At 74.9% G+C, this 17,520-nt stretch carries 13 protein-coding genes; 8 read left to right on the plus strand and 5 right to left on the minus strand.

Features of this window, described 5'->3' with window-relative positions:
* Nucleotides 1-26: 26 nt before the first annotated feature.
* A complete protein-coding gene (locus AB0J08_RS12100; protein WP_360631343.1) occupies nt 27-662 on the minus strand; it encodes a response regulator transcription factor in 636 nt (211 codons plus the stop codon).
* Between the two features lie 392 nt (nt 663-1,054).
* On the opposite strand from AB0J08_RS12100, the gene AB0J08_RS12105 reads away from it, so the two are divergent.
* Nucleotides 1,055-3,298, plus strand: a complete 2,244-nt coding sequence (locus AB0J08_RS12105; RefSeq protein WP_360631059.1) for an ATP-binding protein — start codon at nt 1,055-1,057, stop codon at nt 3,296-3,298.
* Between the two features lie 182 nt (nt 3,299-3,480).
* Here the strand turns inward: AB0J08_RS12105 and AB0J08_RS12110 are convergent, their stop codons facing one another.
* The 3 genes from AB0J08_RS12110 to AB0J08_RS12120 all read right to left on the minus strand — a co-directional run bounded on the left by AB0J08_RS12110 (nt 3,481) and on the right by AB0J08_RS12120 (nt 6,139).
* A complete protein-coding gene (locus AB0J08_RS12110) occupies nt 3,481-3,672 on the minus strand; it encodes a hypothetical protein (RefSeq protein WP_360631062.1) in 192 nt (63 codons plus the stop codon).
* A gap of 280 nt (nt 3,673-3,952) precedes the next feature.
* Nucleotides 3,953-4,891 carry a hypothetical protein gene (locus AB0J08_RS12115; RefSeq protein ID WP_360631065.1) on the minus strand — a complete coding sequence of 313 codons (939 nt, stop codon included), beginning with the start codon at nt 4,889-4,891 and terminating at the stop codon, nt 3,953-3,955.
* Nucleotides 4,892-5,026: 135 nt separating this feature from the next.
* Complete coding sequence (locus tag AB0J08_RS12120; RefSeq protein WP_360631068.1) at nt 5,027-6,139, minus strand: hypothetical protein; 1,113 nt, start codon at nt 6,137-6,139, stop codon at nt 5,027-5,029.
* A gap of 824 nt (nt 6,140-6,963) precedes the next feature.
* On the opposite strand from AB0J08_RS12120, the gene AB0J08_RS12125 reads away from it, so the two are divergent.
* The 7 genes from AB0J08_RS12125 (at nt 6,964) to AB0J08_RS12155 (ending at nt 15,394) form a co-directional block, all read left to right on the plus strand.
* Complete coding sequence (locus AB0J08_RS12125) at nt 6,964-8,325, plus strand: alpha/beta family hydrolase (RefSeq protein ID WP_360631071.1); 1,362 nt, start codon at nt 6,964-6,966, stop codon at nt 8,323-8,325.
* A gap of 352 nt (nt 8,326-8,677) precedes the next feature.
* A complete protein-coding gene (gene hppD / locus AB0J08_RS12130) occupies nt 8,678-9,892 on the plus strand; it encodes a 4-hydroxyphenylpyruvate dioxygenase (RefSeq protein ID WP_360631074.1) in 1,215 nt (404 codons plus the stop codon).
* Nucleotides 9,893-9,960: 68 nt separating this feature from the next.
* Nucleotides 9,961-11,160 carry a cupin domain-containing protein gene (locus AB0J08_RS12135; protein WP_360631077.1) on the plus strand — a complete coding sequence of 400 codons (1,200 nt, stop codon included), beginning with the start codon at nt 9,961-9,963 and terminating at the stop codon, nt 11,158-11,160.
* Entirely contained in the window at nt 11,157-12,008 is an 852-nt protein-coding gene (locus AB0J08_RS12140; RefSeq protein ID WP_360631080.1) for a hypothetical protein, read from the plus strand. Before AB0J08_RS12135 ends, AB0J08_RS12140 begins: the two co-directional genes overlap by 4 nt.
* On the plus strand, nt 12,005-13,225 hold the full coding sequence (gene fahA / locus AB0J08_RS12145; protein ID WP_360631083.1) for a fumarylacetoacetase: 1,221 nt from the start codon (nt 12,005-12,007) through the stop codon (nt 13,223-13,225). The genes AB0J08_RS12140 and fahA overlap by 4 nt, the downstream gene beginning before the upstream one ends.
* A gap of 164 nt (nt 13,226-13,389) precedes the next feature.
* Nucleotides 13,390-14,442, plus strand: coding sequence for an enoyl-CoA hydratase/isomerase family protein (locus AB0J08_RS12150; protein WP_360631086.1), 1,053 nt, complete (start codon nt 13,390-13,392; stop codon nt 14,440-14,442).
* A gap of 172 nt (nt 14,443-14,614) precedes the next feature.
* Entirely contained in the window at nt 14,615-15,394 is a 780-nt protein-coding gene (locus AB0J08_RS12155) for an enoyl-CoA hydratase (RefSeq protein ID WP_360631089.1), read from the plus strand.
* Nucleotides 15,395-15,450: 56 nt separating this feature from the next.
* Here the strand turns inward: AB0J08_RS12155 and AB0J08_RS12160 are convergent, their stop codons facing one another.
* Nucleotides 15,451-17,436 (minus strand): NAD-binding protein, encoded by a 1,986-nt coding sequence (locus tag AB0J08_RS12160; RefSeq protein ID WP_360631092.1) that lies wholly within the window; start codon nt 17,434-17,436, stop codon nt 15,451-15,453.
* Between the last annotated feature and the right edge of the window lie 84 nt (nt 17,437-17,520).

Here is a 17,520-nt window from a genome sequence, read left to right on the forward strand (position 1 = left end):
GGCGGGCAGGGCCTGCAGCGGTCGCCTCAGCCGTCGCCGAGGCCCATGTCCCGCGCCCGGGCCACGGCCTCGGCGCGGGTCGCGACGTGCAGCTTCTCGAAGATGTGGGTGACGTGGTTGCGAACCGTCTTCTCCGCCACCACCAGCTCCCGGGCGATCCGCCGGTTGTCCAGCCCGCGTGCCACCAGGTCGAGCACCTCCGCCTCACGTGCGGTGAGGGCGGGGAACAGCTGCCCCGCCTCGCGCAGCCGGGCCCCCGCCAGCAGGGCGGTGATCCGGCCGGCCATGTCCGCGCCGAACACCGCGCCGCCCGCCGCGACCGTCCGCACCGCGTGCAGCACCTCCTCCCGGCAGGCGCCCTTGACCAGGTAGCCGCGGGCTCCCGCCTGGAGCGCGGCGAGTAGGCTGCCGTCGTCGTCGGCCATGGTCAGCATCAGCACCGGCGGGGACGGCTGCCGCTCGGAGAGCCGACGCGCCGCCTCCAGCCCGGAGCCGTCCGGCAGGGAGAGGTCCATCACGACCACGTCCGGGCGGCTCCGGGCGACGGCGGCCGCCACCTCGCCGACCCGCTCGGCCTCAGCCACGACGGCGATCCCCTCCGCGCTCTCCAACGCGGCCCGCAGACCCTCCCGGAACAGCGGGTGGTCGTCGACGATCAGCACGCGGACCGGGGAGGCGTCCCGCCGCTCGTCCGGGCCGCCGGAGGTGTCCGGGGCTCCCGGGACGCCCGAGGCGTACGGAGTGTCCGCGTCGCCCGGGACGCCCGAGGCGCCGAGGGCGCCGTCCACGCCCGGCGGCGCGGCCCGGGGTCGATCGTCCGGCTGCGGGGCGGGCGGTACGACGGGGTGCTGTTGGTCCACCTGGCCGACACTACCAGCGATGATGAGGTGACTTTCCGTGACATGCGCAGATCGCCGCACCCCGCGGCGGCCGGTGGTGCGAAGGACGAGACCACTGCCCCATGCGCCCGGGACGGTGGGCGGCCGAGACTGGAGCGGTGCCCGGCGAGCGGCTGCCGACGGACCACACCCCCAGCCCGTTTCGAGGCGGTGCCATGACCACGGTGATCCCTCCCCGGCCCCGGACGCCCGCCCGGCCCGCCCGGCCCGCCCCCCGCCGGACGGCCGCCCAACGGCAGCTCACCGGCGCCGCGATCTGCACGGCCCTCTGTCTGGCCGTCGCCACCCTCTGGACCTGCTACGTGCTCGTCCACCTCGGTACGCCCGGCGTGGACCGCCCCCGGGACCAACTCGCCATCCTGCTCTACGCGCTGCCCACCGCCGGCGCCGGGATGCTGCTGCACGCCCACCGCCCGGGCAGCCCGCTCGGCTGGGTGATGCTGGCCTACGCCCTGACCTCGATGCTGCCCAGCGCCGCCGGGGCACCCGTCTGGGTGGAGGTCTCCGACCCGGGCATCGTCGGGGCGGTCGCGGTGCTGCGGTCGGTCTGCGACACGATCAGCCAGACCCTGTTCTACGTCCTGCCGCTCTGGCTCCCGTACGGACGGCTCACCGACCGCCGGTGGTGGCTCTACGTCGGCGCCGTCGCGCTCTGGGAGATCCCGGACGGCCTGTCGTTCCTGAGCCGTCCCACCGCCTACGGCCGGCCCGATCCGCTCGCCGACAGCGCGCCCGCCCACGCCCTCGGGTCGGTCTCGAACCACCTGGACGGCCTCTACGACCCGGTGAACTACCTGCTGGTCGGCATCGCGGCCGCCGTCCTGCTGTCCCGGCTGCTCCGCCCCTCCCCGCGCCCGGAGCGGGACCGCAGCGGTGCGCCCCGGCCACAGCACCCGGCCCACCGGGCGCACGTGGCGGGCATGCTGGGCGCGTACCTGCTCTGGGCCGGCCTGCAGGACTACTACGCCCGCAGCTTCCAGGACGACTACTGGCTCAGCTACTCGCTGTTCACCGCCGCCGGCGCGGTCTGGGCGGTCGCCGTCGCCCGCCTGGTGATCCGGGACGGCGGCTGGCGGCTCGACCGGGCGGCCCGGTCGGTCCTGACCGGGCTTCTCCTGGCCACCGGACTGACCACGCTGTTCGTGGTGTCGGCGGCCGTGCTGTCCGGCTGGCTGGTCCCGGGCCGGGGCGCGGCCGGACTGACCCTGATCGCCCTGGTGTTCGGGCTCGGCGCAGCCCTGCCCCGGGCCACCCGGTGGGCGGTCGGGCTGGTCGACCGGCTCTACTACGGCGCCCGCGCCCAGCCCTACCAGGTCCTGCGCACCCTGGCCGGACGGGTCCGGCAGGTGGTGGACCCGGAACGGCTGCCGGCCGTGCTGTGCGGCACCGTCGCGGAGGAGTTGCGGCTGCCCGGGGTCGCACTGAGCGTCACCACCCGGGCCGGGCGGCGCCCACTGGCCGCCGTGGGCCGGACGGACGGTCCCGGCCAGGCCTTCGCCCTGGTTCACCACGGCGAGACGATCGGGGAGTTGACGGTCGGGCTGCGGGAGGGCGAGGAGCGGCTGGAGGCCGGCGACATCGACATCCTGCGCTCGCTGGCCGACCAGGTCTCGCCCGCCGTCGCCTCGCTGCGGTTGCGGCAGGACCTGCAGGCGAGCCGGGAGCAGATCGTCGCGGCGCGGGAGGAGGAACGGCGCTGGCTGCGCCGGGACATCCACGACGGCCTCGGCCCCGCACTGGCGGGGCTGCGGCTGCGGGTGGACAACGCCGCGGCGGCGGCCGCGGCGGGGGCGACGGGAGAGGCGGGTGCGGCGGGGCGGGCGCGGGGTGGGACCGCGGCGAGCAGCGGTGCGGACGTGGCACAGGCGCTGGTCGGGATCTCGGCGGACCTCGCGATGGCGATCAAGGAGGTCCGGCGGATCACCGACCGGCTCGGGCCCGCCCCACTCGGCGAGTTCGGGCTGGCCCGGGCGGTCCAGCAGCTCGCCCTCACCTTCAGCGGTGCCGGACTCGCCGTCACCGCCGCGCTGACCCCGGACCCGCTGCCCGCCCTGCCGGCCGCCGTCGAGGTGGCGGTCTACCGGATCACCGCCGAGGCACTGAACAACGTCCTGCACCATGCCCGGGCCGGGCGCGCCGACGTGGTGGTCCGGGTGGACGACGAGACGCTGACGCTGACCGTGCAGGACGACGGGGTCGGCTACCGGCCGGTGGCCGGCGAAGACTCGCGCGCGCCCTCCGGTGGCGGTGGGGACGGGGTCGGGATCCGGTCGATGGCCGACCGGGCGGCGGAGATCGGCGGCAGTTGCACGATCGGACCACTGCCGCGGGAGCACGGGACACGGGTGAGGGCGGTGCTCCCCCGCTTCCCGTCGCGGGGCGGGCCCGGCGCGGTGTGAGGAGCGTCGGCGGCAACGGTGTCCACCTGCGTCGCGGTGCGCCGTCACGACGGTCTCCGCCCCCGGTGCCGTGAGCATCGGGGGCGGAGGCGGGATTCGGAGTTCGGGACTCGGGTTCGGGATTCGGGTTCGGGATTCGACGGGGGAGGGGACGAGGGACGGGGGGCGGACGGACAGCAGGCTCAGCGCTTGCAGTCCTTCTCGCCGGGCTTGCACCGCTTGGTCGTACCGCCGGCCGCGGACGCCGGACCGGACGTGGCCGCCACACCGACGACGGCTTTCCTGCACACGACGGTCGCCGCGGCGAAGCCGACGAGTACGGACGCGACGCAGAGCGTCTTCGTTGCCGTCTTCGTTGCCGTGTTCGTTGCCATGGGGGGTGCTCCAGATTCTTCGTCTTCCGAGCGGTTCGAGCCGATCGGCCGCTCTGCCTCCACCGTGCGCGGACCCCCGCCCCGGGCGCATGGGCCCGCCGTCCCGTTCCGGTCCCACGGCCCACGGCCCACGACGGGCCTGCCGGCCGGGCGGCGGGCGTCCGCACGGGTCGGGACGGGGAACGGGGCGACGGAACGGAGCGGTGCGGTACGGCGGGCGGGCCCGGTCGTGACCCCGCTGCCCGGCGGGGTCACCGTCGGGCAGCGGGGTCGGGGTGGTTCACGGTCGGGTACGTCGTCCGGCGCCACGCCGGGCCGGGGCCGCTCGGCCGGCGGCGGCGCGGCGGGGTACGGCGAGGGTGAGGCAGAGCAGCTCGGCGCCCAGCGGTCCGGCCTCCAGGTGGAGCGGGCTGCCCCGGCGGGCCAGCAGGAGGTCGCCGTCGACCGCCAGATGGTCCGGTTCGCCGGCGGCCCGCCCCACGAGGAAGGAGCCGCGCAGCACATGGAGGACGATCTCGGCCTCGGCCCGCGCCGGCAGCGTGTGGTGGGCGCCGGGGCTCAGCCGCAGGTGGTCGAAGGACTCGCAGGCGCTGGCGAGCATGGAGCGCCGGGCCAGGCAGCGCAAGCGGATCCGTTCGCCGTTCGGACCGAGGATGACGGCGGCGGAGCCCGCGGCGGTGGTGACGATCACCGTGGCTCGCCTCCCTTCGGATTGTCGGGGTTCTCGGAGCTCTCGGGGTTCTGGGGGTCCTCGGCGCGCCGGGACCGCGTGGGCCGCTCGGGGCGGTCCGGATGCGCGGGGCTCGCAGGGCCCGGACGGGGGGTCGGGGTGGCCCCCGGTGCGCTGCCGGCCGGCGGGTGGACCGGACGGCCCGGACCCGGCGGGGCGCCCGACGACGGTGAGGACGGCCTGGAAGAACTCCAGGCCGGCCGTACCGGCGGTGAGCACGGTCCGCGCGCCGAGCGGCAGCGTCAGCGCGGTGCCCTCGACCAGCGGGATACCGGCGTCGGGCGTCTCCTGCGTCTCGGCCTCGGGGCCGGTCGCCGTGCCCGAACCGGCGGTGACGTAGAGGGCGTGCTCGACGCCCTCGGCGGCGACCTCGGTGCGGCAGCCCGGTTCGAACCACCGCAGCCCGACCGCGCGCAGCGGACCGCTCAGCACGCGGCCGGGATCGACGGCGCCGCGTCGGCGGAGATCGGTGATGACGGTGCCCGTCATGACGGTGACTCCTTCTGGTCGGCGGCGGTCCGTTCCGGTCCGCCCTGCCTCTCCACGGTGTGGCGCCCGCCGTCCCGGTCGCGCGGTGACGGTGTCCTGTCCTGCTCCCGCACGGCGCCCGAGCCCGGCCGGGGCTCACCCGGCCGCGGGTTGGGGCGCCGGGACCCGGCCGTGCGGGACGGCGACCGGGCCCAGGCTCTCGGCGGCGGCCCGCACCAGTGCGGCATCGACCGGGGTGAGCAGCCGGCCCCGCACGCAATGCGGGCGGCCGAGACCGGCGAGCAGCAGCAGACCGGGCCAGGGGGCGGTACCGACGGCGTCGGCGAAGGCCGTCGCATCCGGGGCGCCGGGCAGGCCGGTCACCGAGCCGTTGCGGGCGACCAGTTCGCGGTGCGCCCAGGCTCCGGCCGCGTCCAGCAAGCCGAGTCGGACGGCGATGCGGGCGGCGAGCAGGAGCCCCACGGCCTCGGCGTCGCCCGGAGCGAGCGGACGGCCGGCCAGGCTCCGCACCAGCACGGCGAGGCGCCGCCCGTACCCCAGAGCGAGGGCGGGGCCGGTCTCGAACGGGTCGAAGCAGACCAGCGCGGCCCGGGCGTCCGCGCAGACGGCGAGGAAGGCGGCGATGGCTCCGGCACCGTAGCGGGCCTCGGGGTCGAGGGAGCCGGCGAGCGCCTCGTACTGCGCCGGGCAGACGGCGAGGACGTGCCGGATCACGCCGATCATGCCGGCCCGGGTCTCCGGGGCGGGCCGGTCGGCCAGCAGGTCGCTGCGGACCCAGACCAGTGCCGGCGCCGTCCGGGCGGGCAGTGCGCGGGCGTCCGGCGGCGGTCGCCGCAGCGCGAGTGCGGGCCCGACGGCGGCCGCCAGGGTGGTCGGCAGCCGCAGGTCGGCCGCGACGGCGCAGGCCTGCTCGCCGCCGAGGGCGATCACCACGGTCCGGCCGCCGCTGCGCCGGCCGCCGGGGGTCGGCCGCTCAGGCGGCGTGCGGTCGGACGGCGTGCGGTCGGACGGCGGAGCGGACCGCAGGTCGAGCACGGTGCACGGCGCGTACACGGCGGCCATGGCGCGCACGCGGACGAGAAGATCGGCGGGTGCCGCACCGTCGGCCACCAGGAGGAAGCGATCGGCCTCGAACGCGGCCGTCCGCTCGGCGAGTTCCGCCCAGGAACCCTCACCCCGGCGCACCGCCAGCGGGACGTTCGCCGGTCCGGCCTGGATCCGCCGGTCGAATACGGTGGCGCTGCCCATCGCCGTCCACCTCCTGCTCCTTCTCCGACCTCGACGATGGGCCGCCCTACGCCCCGGGCACCTGAGCCGCCCTGCCCCTCCCGACCCGGCCGGGCACAGGACGGGACAGGGGCGGGACCAAGGCGGGACAGGGCGGGAATCGGCGCAGGACAGCGCAGGACAGCACGGGGACAGCGCGGCGAGAAGGCGGAACGGAGGCGGGACCGGCCCGGCCGGCCCCGTACGACGAAACGGACCGCGCCACGAACGGACCGCGCGCTCCTCGCGGGCCCGCGCGGCGGCCGATCAGGCGCGCAACCAAGCTGCCACATCGGAAGGCTCACGGACCGTCAGATCATCGAGCGGCCCAGCCGGTGACCGTACAGCTCCTGCACCCCGCGCCTCGACCACCACCAGCCGGCGGCCGGGCGGGCCGCCGGCCCGGGCCAGGGCCGGGTCGGCTGGGTCGAGGAGGCCGGGCTCGAAGCAGACCGGCCACCGACCGGCCCGCGGTCGGACCGTCGGCGGCGCGCGGGTGGTACGGGCGGGAGGAGGCCACGGGACGACTCCTTCGGCGGCGGGCGCCCGGTGCACGGGCCGGTCTGCACCCACGCTCCGGCACCCGGCGTCCCGGACGCACGGGCGGCCGGGCCCATCCCCGTCCCGCCCCCGCCGGGGCGACGCCCTCCGGGGACGCGCTCCCGGGAATGCCCGCACCCTCGCCCGGAGCGGCCTCGCACCACCGTGGACCGGCTCCAGCGCCCGCCCACCCACGTGCCGGACGTACCGGGCATACCGCACGTACCGGATGTACTGGACGTACGGTGGAACGCGGAGGCCGCGCCATGCACGTCACCCGAACCCACTTCACCGACCGCACCGACGCGGGCCGCCGGCTGGCCGCACTGCTCGGCCACCTGCGCGGCCCCGGCACCGTCGTCGTCGCCCTCCCGCGCGGCGGCGTCCCGGTGGCCGCCGAGGTCGCGGCCGCGCTCGGCGCCCCGCTGGACATCTGCGTGATCCGCAAGCTCGGCTTGCCCCACCAGCCGGAGCTGGGCATGGGCGCGATCGGCGAGGACGGCGTCCGGGTGCTCAACGACCAGGTCATCCGGCTGGCCGGCGTCACACCCGGGCAGCTCGCCGAGGTCGAGGTGCGCGAGCGCGCGGAGCTGGAGCGCCGGGCACGCCGCTACCGGGGCGGGCGCCCACCCGCCGACCTGCGTGGACGCACCGTGGTCGTGGTGGACGACGGCATCGCCACCGGCTCCACGGCCCGGGCGGCCTGCCGGATCGTCCGGGCCCGGGGGGCGGCCACGGTCGTGCTGGCCGTTCCGGTGGCGCCCGACGACTGGACCGACCGCCTGGCCGGAGTCGCCGACGAGCTGGTCTGCGTCGGCACGCCGTCCCCGTTCTTCGCGATCGGCGAGTTCTACGACGACTTCGGCCAGACCGGTGACGAGGAGGTGCTGCGCCACCTCGCCGACGCCCGCGCCGAGCCCGTGCCGGACCGCGCCGGGCGGGCGCCGGACCCCGTCGCGGTGGACCCCGTCGCGGTGGACCGCGAGCTGATCCTGCCGGTCACCGGCGTCCGGCTGGCGGGCCGGCTGACCGTGCCGGAGGACGCGGCGGGCGTGGTGGTGTTCGCCCACGGCAGCGGGAGCGGGCGGCGCAGCCCGCGCAACCGCCGGGTGGCCGCGGCCCTCAACCGGGCGGGCCTGGCCACGCTGCTGTTCGACCTGCTCACGGAGGACGAGGAGCCGGACCGGCGGAAGGTGTTCGACGTCGACCTGCTCGGGGCCCGCCTGACCGCCGTGGCCCGACTCCTCCCCGAGCTGCCGCAGGCCGGGGAGCGGGACCTCCCGCTCGGGCTGTTCGGCGCCAGCACCGGCGCGGCCGCCGCGCTCTGGACGGCCGCCCGGCTGGGCGAGGGCGTGCGCGCCGTGGTCTCCCGGGGCGGGCGGCCCGATCTCACCGACCCCGAGCGGCTCGCCGAGGTCAGCGCGCCGACCCTGCTGGTCGTCGGCGGCCGGGACGGCCGGGTGATCGACCTGAACCGGCAGGCGCGGGCCCGGCTGCGCTGCGAGAGTGAACTGGCGGTGGTGCCGCACGCCGGCCATCTCTTCGAGGAACCGGGCACGCTGGACAGGGTGGCCGAGCTGGCCCGGGACTGGTTCCTGCGGTACCTGCCGCCCGGCTCGCCCCCCTGACCGTTCCCACGGCCGGCCCGTCCGGCCCCCGTCCGCCCCCGTCCAACCCCTCCGACCCCTCCGACCCCTCCGACCCCTCCGACCCCTCCGACCCCTCCGACCCCTCCGACCTCACGGCCGGCCACCACGCCGTACAGACCTCGCGTGAACCACTCCGAACAGCCATGCATTTTGTGCAGCCGAACCCGCCATTTCCTGATCAGCTTGTACACATTGATCAGTGAAATCCCGACCTGTTGCCCAACCATCCCGACAGGAGCAAGCTCTCCGCTCAGCCGCACCGCCCACCCCGCGGCGTGGCCGCCTCAAGCGGATGCCTCAATGCCGAGGCCTCAATGTGGAGGAACGACCGATGACCCCGCAGTCCCACGCCCTTGAGCTGACCCCCGAGGAACGCGAGGCCGGTCTCGACGCCGAGCAGCTCCGCCGCCTCGTGGGCCTCGTCGAGCACGACCCCGCCACGGACCCGTTCCCTGTCACCGCGCAGGACGCCATCGTGTTCGTGGTGGGCAACGCCACCCAGACGGCCCACTTCTACCAGGCCGTCTTCGGCATGGAGCTGGTCGCCTACTCCGGCCCGGAGACCGGCCGCCGCGACCGCAAGGCCTTCGTGCTGCGCTCCGGCTCCTGCCGCTTCGTGATCAAGGGCGGTGTCTCCCCGGACAGCCCGCTGCTGGACCACCACCGCCGGCACGGCGACGGCGTGGTCGACCTGGCCCTGGAGGTGCCGGACGTCGACAAGTGCATCGAGCACGCCCGCGCCCAGGGCGCCACCGTGCTGGAGGAGCCGAACGACGTCTCCGACGAGAACGGCACCGTGCGCCGCGCGGCCATCGCCACCTACGGCGAGACCCGGCACACCCTGATCGACCGCTCCCGCTACCACGGCCCCTACCTGCCGGGCTTCGTGGCCGCCGAGACCAGGGTGACCCGCGCCGCCGGGGCTCCGAAGCGGCTGTTCCAGGCGCTGGACCACGCGGTCGGCAACGTCGAACTCGGCCGGATGGACGAGTGGGTGGGGTTCTACAACCGCGTCATGGGCTTCGTGAACATGGCCGAGTTCGTCGGTGACGACATCGCCACCGAGTACTCGGCGCTGATGTCCAAGGTCGTGGCCAGCGGCAACCACCGGGTGAAGTTCCCGCTCAACGAGCCGGCCATCGCCAAGAAGAAGTCGCAGATCGACGAGTACCTGGAGTTCTACGGCGGCCCGGGCTGCCAGCACCTGGCGCTCGCCACCAACGACATCCTCACCACCGTCGACATCCTGCGCGCCAACGGCGTGGAGTTCCTCTCCACCCCCGACTCGTACTACGACGACCCGGAGCTGCGCGCCCGGATCGGCAAGGTCCGGGTCGAGGTCGAGGAGCTGAAGAAGCGCGGCATCCTGGTCGACCGCGACGAGGACGGCTACCTGCTGCAGATCTTCACCAAGCCGCAGGGCGACCGGCCGACGGTGTTCTTCGAGTTCATCGAGCGGCATGGCTCGCTCGGGTTCGGGAAGGGCAACTTCAAGGCGCTCTTCGAATCCCTGGAGCGCGAGCAGGACCGCCGCGGCAACCTCTGATCAGCACCCCCGATCGGAGCACGAGCGGCGAACGGCCAGTCGGCGAACGGGCCAGGAGGAGCAGGACGATGGCGTACTACCGGCAGCTGGGCAGCATCCCGCCCAAGCGGCACACCCAGCACCGCACCCCCGAAGGCGGGCTGTACTACGAGGAGCTGATGGGCGAGGAGGGGTTCTCCTCGGACTCCTCGCTGCTCTACCACCGGGGCATCCCCTCGGCCGTCGTGGACGCCGTGCCGTGGGAGCTGCCGGACCAGTCGACGGTGCCCAACCACCCCCTGCTCCCCCGGCACCTCAAGCTGCACGAGCTGTTCGCGGGCCAGGAGTGGAAGTCCGCCGACGTCGTGGGCGGCCGCCGGCTCGTCCTCGGCAACGGCGACGTGCGGATCTCGTACGTCGCCGCCGGGGCCCCCAGCGAGCTGTACCGCAACGGGCTCGGTGACGAGTGCGTGTACGTGGAGTCCGGCACCGGCACGGTGGAGACGGTCTTCGGCACACTGGAGGTCGGCCAGGGCGACTACGTGGTCATCCCCCGGGCGACCACCCACCGCTGGGTGCCCACCGGCGACGAACCGCTGCGTGTCTACTGCATCGAGGCGAACAGCCACATCTCCCCGGTGAAGCGCTACCTCTCCAAGTACGGCCAGCTGCTGGAGCACGCGCCGTACTGCGAGCGGGACCTGCGCGGCCCCTCCGGCCCGCTGCTCGTCGACGGCGAGGACGTCGACGTGCTGGTCAAGCACCGCAGCCCGAACGGCGTCGCGGGCACCCGCTACACCGTGCCGCACCACCCGTTCGACGTGGTCGGCTGGGACGGCTGCCTGTACCCCTATGTCCTCAACGTCCGGGACTACGAGCCGATCACCGGCCGGATCCACCAGCCGCCGCCCGCGCACCAGGTGTTCGAGGGCAACGGCTTCGTGATCTGCAACTTCGTCCCCCGCAAGGTGGACTACCACCCGCTCTCGATCCCCGTCCCCTACTACCACTCCAACGTGGACAGCGACGAGGTCATGTTCTACTGCGGCGGCGACTACGCGGCCCGCAAGGGCTCGGGCATCGCGCAGGGTTCGATCTCGCTGCACCCGGGCGGCCACACCCACGGCCCGCAGCCGGGGGCGTACGAGCGCAGCATCGGCGTGGAGTTCTTCGACGAGCTCGCGGTGATGGTGGACACCTTCCGGCCGCTGGAGCTGGGCGAGGGCGGCCGGGCCAGCGAGGACGGCAACTACGCGTGGACCTGGGCGGGCCGGGGGCCGGCGCGGTGAGCCCGATCCCCGAGCTGTTCCAGGCCCTCTTCGACGACGCGGCCGTGTTCCCCCCGGGGAACCTGCCGCTCGCCGAAGCGGTGCCGGCCCACCGGGCGCACCGGCTGGCCTGGTACGCCGACGCGGTCGGACCCCTGCTGTGCGGGGCGGGCCGGCTGGGCGAGTTGGCGGCCGTGCGGGACCCGGCCCGGGAGGCCGGGCCGTTGCGGGTCGGGCTCGTACTGCCGGGGGGCAGTGCGGAGCTCGGCCCGGCCCTCGCCGCCGCCGCGCCGTTCGAGGTGGCCGGCGTCGAGCTGGCCACCCGGGACGCCGGCGAGGCGGTGGCCGCACTCGACCTGCTGCTGCCGCCGGACGTCCCGGCCGCCGTCGAGCTGCCGCGCGAACTGCTGCGCGGCGACGGCCTGGGCGACGCCCTGGACGTGCTGGTCGACAGCCCGTACCGGGCGAAGTTCCGCACCGGCGGGGTGGTGGCCGAGGCGTTCCCCGGCGAGGAGGAGCTGGCCGCCTTCCTCACCGGCTGCGCGCAGCGCGGCCTGCCGTACAAGTGCACCGCCGGGCTGCACCACGCCGTCCGGCACACCGATCCGGCCACCGGCTTCGAGCACCACGGCTTCCTGAACGTGCTGCTGGCCGCGCAGGAGACCGACCGGACAGCCGCCGCCGAGGTACTGGCGGAGCGCTCCGGCGCCGTGCTGGCCAAGGCGGTCGGCGCACTGACCGGCCGTCAGGTTACGGTGATCAGAAACTCGTTCACCGCGTTCGGCACCTGCAGCATCGCCGAACCCCTGGACGACCTGGCCGGGCTCGGCCTGCTGTCGCCCAGTCCCACGCCCCAGGAGGACCGTTGAGCACCCCCCGCAGCTGGCTCGCCAGCGCCCAGGACTCGCCGTTCGGCGTGCACAACCTGCCGTACGGCGTCTTCACCGCCGCCGACCGGCCCGGCCGGCGGCGGATCGGCGTACGCGTCGGGGAGTTCGTCCTCGACGCCGGAGCCGCCGCGCGCGCCGCCGGGGCGCCGTCCGTCCTGCTGGACGCCGAGAGCCTCAACCCGCTGCTGGGCGCGGGCCGTCCGGTCTGGACCGAGGTGCGTGCCTCGCTGACCGACTGGCTCACCCACGCGTCGTACCGGGAGGCGCTCTCGCCGCTGCTGCTGCCGCTGGCCGAGGTGGAGCTGCACCTGCCGTTCGAGGTCGCCGACTACGTCGACTTCTACGCCTCCGAACACCACGCCACCAACCTGGGCCGGATCTTCCGCCCCGGCTCGGACCCGCTCACCCCCAACTGGAAGCACCTGCCGATCGGTTACCACGGCCGGGCCGGCACGGTGGTGGTCTCGGGCACCGAGGTGGTCCGCCCGCACGGACAGCGCAAGGCACCGGCCGACCCGGCGCCCTCCTTCGGCCCGACCCGCCGGCTGGACATCGAGGCGGAGGTCGGCTTCGTGGTCGGCACGCCGTCCGCGCAGGGCACGCCCGTCACCCTGGACGGCTTCCGCGAGCACGTGTTCGGCGTCTGCCTGGTCAACGACTGGTCCGCGCGGGACATCCAGGCCTGGGAGTACGTGCCGCTCGGCCCGTTCCTGGGCAAGTCCTTCAGCACCTCGGTCTCGCCGTGGATCGTGCCGCTGGACGCCCTGGAGCACGCCCGGGTCGCCCCGCCGGCCCGGGACGTCGAACCGCTGCCCTACCTGGACGACCGGGGTGGCGAGCCCTGGGGTCTGGACCTCGCGCTGGAGGTCCGGCTGAACGGGCACCCGGTCTCCCGCCCGCCGTTCGCCTCGATGTACTGGACGGCCGCGCAGCAGCTCGCCCACATGACGGCCAACGGCGCCTCGCTGCGCACCGGGGACCTCTTCGCCTCGGGCACCGTCAGCGGCCCCGAGCCGCAGACCCGGGGCGCCCTGATCGAGCTGACCTGGAACGGCGAACAGCCGCTCAAGCTCCCGGACGGCACCACCCGCACCTTCCTGGAGGACGGTGACGAGGTCGCCATCACCGCGACCGCCCCGGGCCGCGACGGCGCCGTGGTCGGTTTCGGCGAGGTGACCGGCCGGGTCGTGCCGTAGCACCGCCACGGAAGCCACCGCCACGGAAGCCACGGTCGAGGAGGCGGCGCCGAACCCCGGCGCCGCCTCCGGCGCGTCCCGGCCGGACGGTTGCGGACAGGTGCCTAGTACGGTGGCGGTCGGATCTTCACGACGGACAGCGACGACGAACGGGAGCGGGCCCGATGAGCGCAGAGGTACAGGCCTACCGGGACGGCGGCGTCGGGCGGATCGTGCTCGACCGGCCGAGGGCCATCAACTCGCTGACCCACGACATGATCACGGCCGTCCGGGCCGCACTGGACGGCTGGGCCGCGGACGACGCCGTGCGCGCCGTGGTGCTGACGGGCGCGGGCGAGCGCGGCCTCTGCGCGGGGGCGGACATCCGGGCCCTGCACGACGACGCCAAGGCGGGCGGCGCCGGCGCCCGGGCGTTCTTCCGCGACGAGTACCGGCTCAACGCGCTGATCGCCCGTTACCCGAAGCCGTATCTCGCGGTGATGGACGGCATCACCATGGGCGGCGGTGTCGGCCTCTCCGCGCACGGCGCCGTGCGGATCGTGACCGAGCGGTCCGTCGTGGCGATGCCGGAGACCAGGATCGGCCTCGTCCCGGACGTCGGCGGCAGCCTCCTGCTGGCCCGCGCCCCCGGCGAGTCGGGCACCCACCTCGGCCTCACCTCGGGCTCGATGGGCCCCGGCGACGCCCTGTTCTGCGGCTTCGCCGACCACTTCGTGCCCTCGGGGCGGATCCCCGCGCTGCTCGACGCCCTGACGGGCACCGCCGGCCTCACCGGCGCCGGCCTCACCGCCGCCGTGGCCGCCCACGCCGCGCCCGCTCCGCCCGCCGCCCTGGCCGCGCGGCGGGAGTGGATCGACTCCTGCTACGCCGCCGACACCGTCGAGGAGATCGTCGAGCGGCTGTTCGCCTGTGGCGTCCCCGAGGCCAAGGAGGCCGCCGAGCAGCTGCTCGGCAACGCGCCGACCGCCGTCAAGGTGACGCTCGCCGCGCTACGCCGGGCCCGCGCCCTGCCCTCGCTGGAGGCGGTGCTCGACCAGGAGTACCGGATCTCCTGCCACGCCCTGACCACGCCGGACCTGGTCGAGGGCATCCGCGCCCAGGTGGTCGACAAGGACCGCAACCCGCGCTGGTCCCCCGCGGAGCCGGCCGACGTCATCACGGCGGACGTCGACCGGTTCTTCGCCCCGCGCGAGGGCGACGAACTCGGCCTGCTCTGACCGGGATCGGCCCGTTCGACGGGCCGACCTGCCGGGCCGCCGGGCGTACCGGCGGACTCGTGACGACCGTCTCGCATGGCAAGACTGGCGCGGGGCGGTGCACGTCGGAGATCGTTGGGTGGTCAGGACGCACCCGGTGTGGTGCCGAGCAGCGAAATGGGAGTCAACGGCGATGACCGAGACCTACGAGACGATCCTGGTCGAGCGCAAGGGGCGGGTCGGGCTGATCACGCTCAACCGGCCGAAGGCGCTGAACGCGCTCAACACGCAGCTGATGAAGGAGGTCGTCGCGGCCGCCACCGCCTTCGACCGCGACCCGGAGATCGGCGCTCTGGTGATCACCGGCTCGGAGAAGGCCTTCGCGGCCGGCGCCGACATCAAGGAGATGCAGGGCAACCGGTTCCCCGACGTCTACCTGGACGACTGGCTGGGCCCCTGGGACCGGCTCGGCGAGCTGCGCAAGCCGGTGGTGGCGGCCGTGGCCGGCTTCGCCCTGGGCGGGGGCTGCGAGTTGGCGATGCTCTGCGACATCCTGCTGGCCGCCGACACGGCGAAGTTCGGCCAGCCTGAGATCAAGCTCGGTGTCATCCCCGGGATCGGCGGCTCGCAGCGGCTGACCCGCGCCGTCGGCAAGGCCAAGGCGATGGAACTCTGCCTGACCGGCCGGATGATGGGGGCCGAAGAGGCCGAACGGGCCGGCCTGGTCTCCCGCATCGTCCCGGCCGACGAGCTGCTCACCGAGGCACTGGCCACCGCCGAGAAGGTCGCCGAGATGTCCGCCCCGGCCGCGATCATGATGAAGGAGAGCGTCAACCGGGCCTTCGAGACCACCCTGGCCGAGGGCGTCCGCTTCGAACGCCGGCTGTTCCACGCGGCGTTCGCCACCGCGGACCAGAAGGAGGGCATGGCCGCCTTCGCCGAGAAGCGCCCGGCGAAGTTCACCCACCGCTGACGGGTACGGCCGGGGGTGGCGACCCGCCGCCCCCGGCCCGCCGCCCCGGCGCTCCGTCAGTTCCCGTCAGTGATCGTGGTGTTGAGCCTGGCGAGACCGCTGCGGCTGGCGGCGACCACGATCCGGTCGCCCGGTTCGAGGCGGCGGGTGCGGTCGGCGTAGTTCCAGTTGTAGAGGTGCGGCCGGTCGGCGAGCCGGACGGCGATCACCCGGACGCCGCCCGGGTCCTCCAGGTCGTGCCGGTTCATGCCGACCAGTGCGCCGCCCTCCTCCGCCCGCAGCTCCGCGATCAGCAGCACGTGCCGGAACACCGAGAGGGTGCCGAGCACTTCACGCCCCATCAGGGCGGCGGCGAAGGCCGGAGCGGACAGGTAGGAGACCGAGCGGGACGCCGCGTTGTCCAGCGTCGCGTAGACGTGCCGGGCGAAGCTGTCGTCGAACAGCCGGACCACCACGCGGACGTCCCGCTTGCCGGCCCGCGCCTCCAGGGCCGCCTCCAGGTTGGTGGCGTCGTCCCCGCTGACCGCGACCACCGCACGGCTGTGCTTCAGCCGGGCCCGGCGCAGCTGCTCCTCCAGCGGGCCGTCGTCGACCACCACCGGCACGCCCAGGGCCCGGACGGCGGAGATGCCCCGGGCCTGCGGGTCTCGCTCCAGTCCGACCACCGGCACGCCCAGGCCGTGCAGTTGGGCCACGACGCGGGTGCCGAGGTTGCCCAGCCCGGCCACGATGACGTGGTCCCGGGTACCGGCGCCGGGGTTGCGGGGCTGGCCCCGCCGGCCGGAGCCGAGCACCTCGACCATGATCGCTGTGGCGACCGGGGCGAAGGTGATCCCGCAGAAGGTGATCACCACCTGGGCGACCCGCTGCCAACTGCCGCCGGTCCCCGTCCCGGCGGCCGCGTCGGCGTGCTGGTCTGGCTGGGCCGCGCCGGCCAGGTCGAGCAGCGAGACGTAGAGCGACCAGCCGAAGTCCCGGTTGAGGTACCAGAGCAGGCCGAAGGCCATCAGCACCGCCGCCAGCGCGGTGATCAGCACCAGCCGGAGCCGGGCGCTGGTGAAGTAGCGCAGGGTGTCGAGCAGGCGCCAGCGCAGCCGGCGTGACCAGCCGATCCGGATCGGCGGCTCGCTCGGCAGCGCCTGCAGCGCGGCCACCCCGCCGGGCTCCTGCTCCGGTCGCTGCTCCGGGCGTTGCTCCGGGACCCGGTCCGGCCGGTCCCGAGCGGCCCGGTCCGGTCGCACCCCCGGCTCCTGGGCCGGGGCGGCCGACTGCTCCGGCACCGACGCCGCGCCCGCGGCATCTCCCGTACCACCGGCGCCGGCCGTACCACCGGCGTCTCCCGCGCTCCCGGCGCCGGTGCCCGGAGCGCCGACCCGCGTGCGGCGTACCGGCCCGTCGCCACCGAACGCGCTGGCCAGCCGGACGAAGGGCGCCGAGTCCCCCTCCTGCTCGGGCAGCAGCCGGATCCGGCTGAGGTCCTGCCGGTCGATCCGGTCGGCGACGATGCAGATCCGGCCGGAGTCGATGTCCTCGTCGTAGGCGATGTGCAGGAAGCGGTCGCCGACCTGGACGGAGTTGGGCCGGGACAGCGCGGCGGCGGCGAAGGCGGGCGCGGCGGTGGCCGAGCCGGAGAGCGCGGTGCCGTTCTTCAGCAGCCGCTCGATGTTGTCACCGAGCCGCTGGTTGAACATCCGCAGCACGATGCGGATGTCGGGATTGCGGTCCTGGGCGCTGAGCGCGGTGTGGATGTTCCCCTGGTCGCTGCCGTCGACCAGGGCGATCCCGCGTGCGGTCTCGACCCGGACGGCCCGCAGCGCCTCCTCGGTGACACTGCTGTACTCCACCACGGCGACCACCCCGGCCAGCTGCTCGATCTGCGGCGCGTGGTCACGGGTGCGGTCCGGGACCAGCACCACCACCGGTACTTCGTAGTGTTCGACGAGTTCGACGGCCAGCCGGTGGGCGAGTGCGTTGCCGCCGCACACGATGTAGTGCTGGCTGATCGGCCCGACCGGAGGGGTCCCCCACCCTTCAGAAGTCATATCGCCGGATCATATCGACAGTGAGTGATCGGGAGGTGTCGCTCCGGTGTCCGAGGGGCGATCAGTTCCATCCCCCGAACGGGC

The organism is Kitasatospora sp. NPDC050463 (genome assembly GCF_040655255.1).
GTDB lineage: Bacteria > Actinomycetota > Actinomycetes > Streptomycetales > Streptomycetaceae > Kitasatospora.

What these genes read in the sequence shown, in the direction of transcription:
- AB0J08_RS12105 (WP_360631059.1), top strand. Translation starts at nt 1,055, where the DNA reads ATGACCACGGTGATCCCTCCCCGGCCCCGGACGCCCGCCCGGCCCGCC.
- AB0J08_RS12110 (WP_360631062.1), bottom strand. Translation starts at nt 3,672, where the DNA reads ATGGCAACGAACACGGCAACGAAGACGGCAACGAAGACGCTCTGCGTC.
- AB0J08_RS12115 (WP_360631065.1), bottom strand. Translation starts at nt 4,891, where the DNA reads ATGACGGGCACCGTCATCACCGATCTCCGCCGACGCGGCGCCGTCGAT.
- AB0J08_RS12120 (WP_360631068.1), bottom strand. Translation starts at nt 6,139, where the DNA reads ATGGGCAGCGCCACCGTATTCGACCGGCGGATCCAGGCCGGACCGGCG.
- AB0J08_RS12125 (WP_360631071.1), top strand. Translation starts at nt 6,964, where the DNA reads ATGCACGTCACCCGAACCCACTTCACCGACCGCACCGACGCGGGCCGC.
- hppD (WP_360631074.1), top strand. Translation starts at nt 8,678, where the DNA reads ATGACCCCGCAGTCCCACGCCCTTGAGCTGACCCCCGAGGAACGCGAG.
- AB0J08_RS12135 (WP_360631077.1), top strand. Translation starts at nt 9,961, where the DNA reads ATGGCGTACTACCGGCAGCTGGGCAGCATCCCGCCCAAGCGGCACACC.
- AB0J08_RS12150 (WP_360631086.1), top strand. Translation starts at nt 13,390, where the DNA reads ATGAGCGCAGAGGTACAGGCCTACCGGGACGGCGGCGTCGGGCGGATC.
- AB0J08_RS12155 (WP_360631089.1), top strand. Translation starts at nt 14,615, where the DNA reads ATGACCGAGACCTACGAGACGATCCTGGTCGAGCGCAAGGGGCGGGTC.
- AB0J08_RS12160 (WP_360631092.1), bottom strand. Translation starts at nt 17,436, where the DNA reads ATGACTTCTGAAGGGTGGGGGACCCCTCCGGTCGGGCCGATCAGCCAG.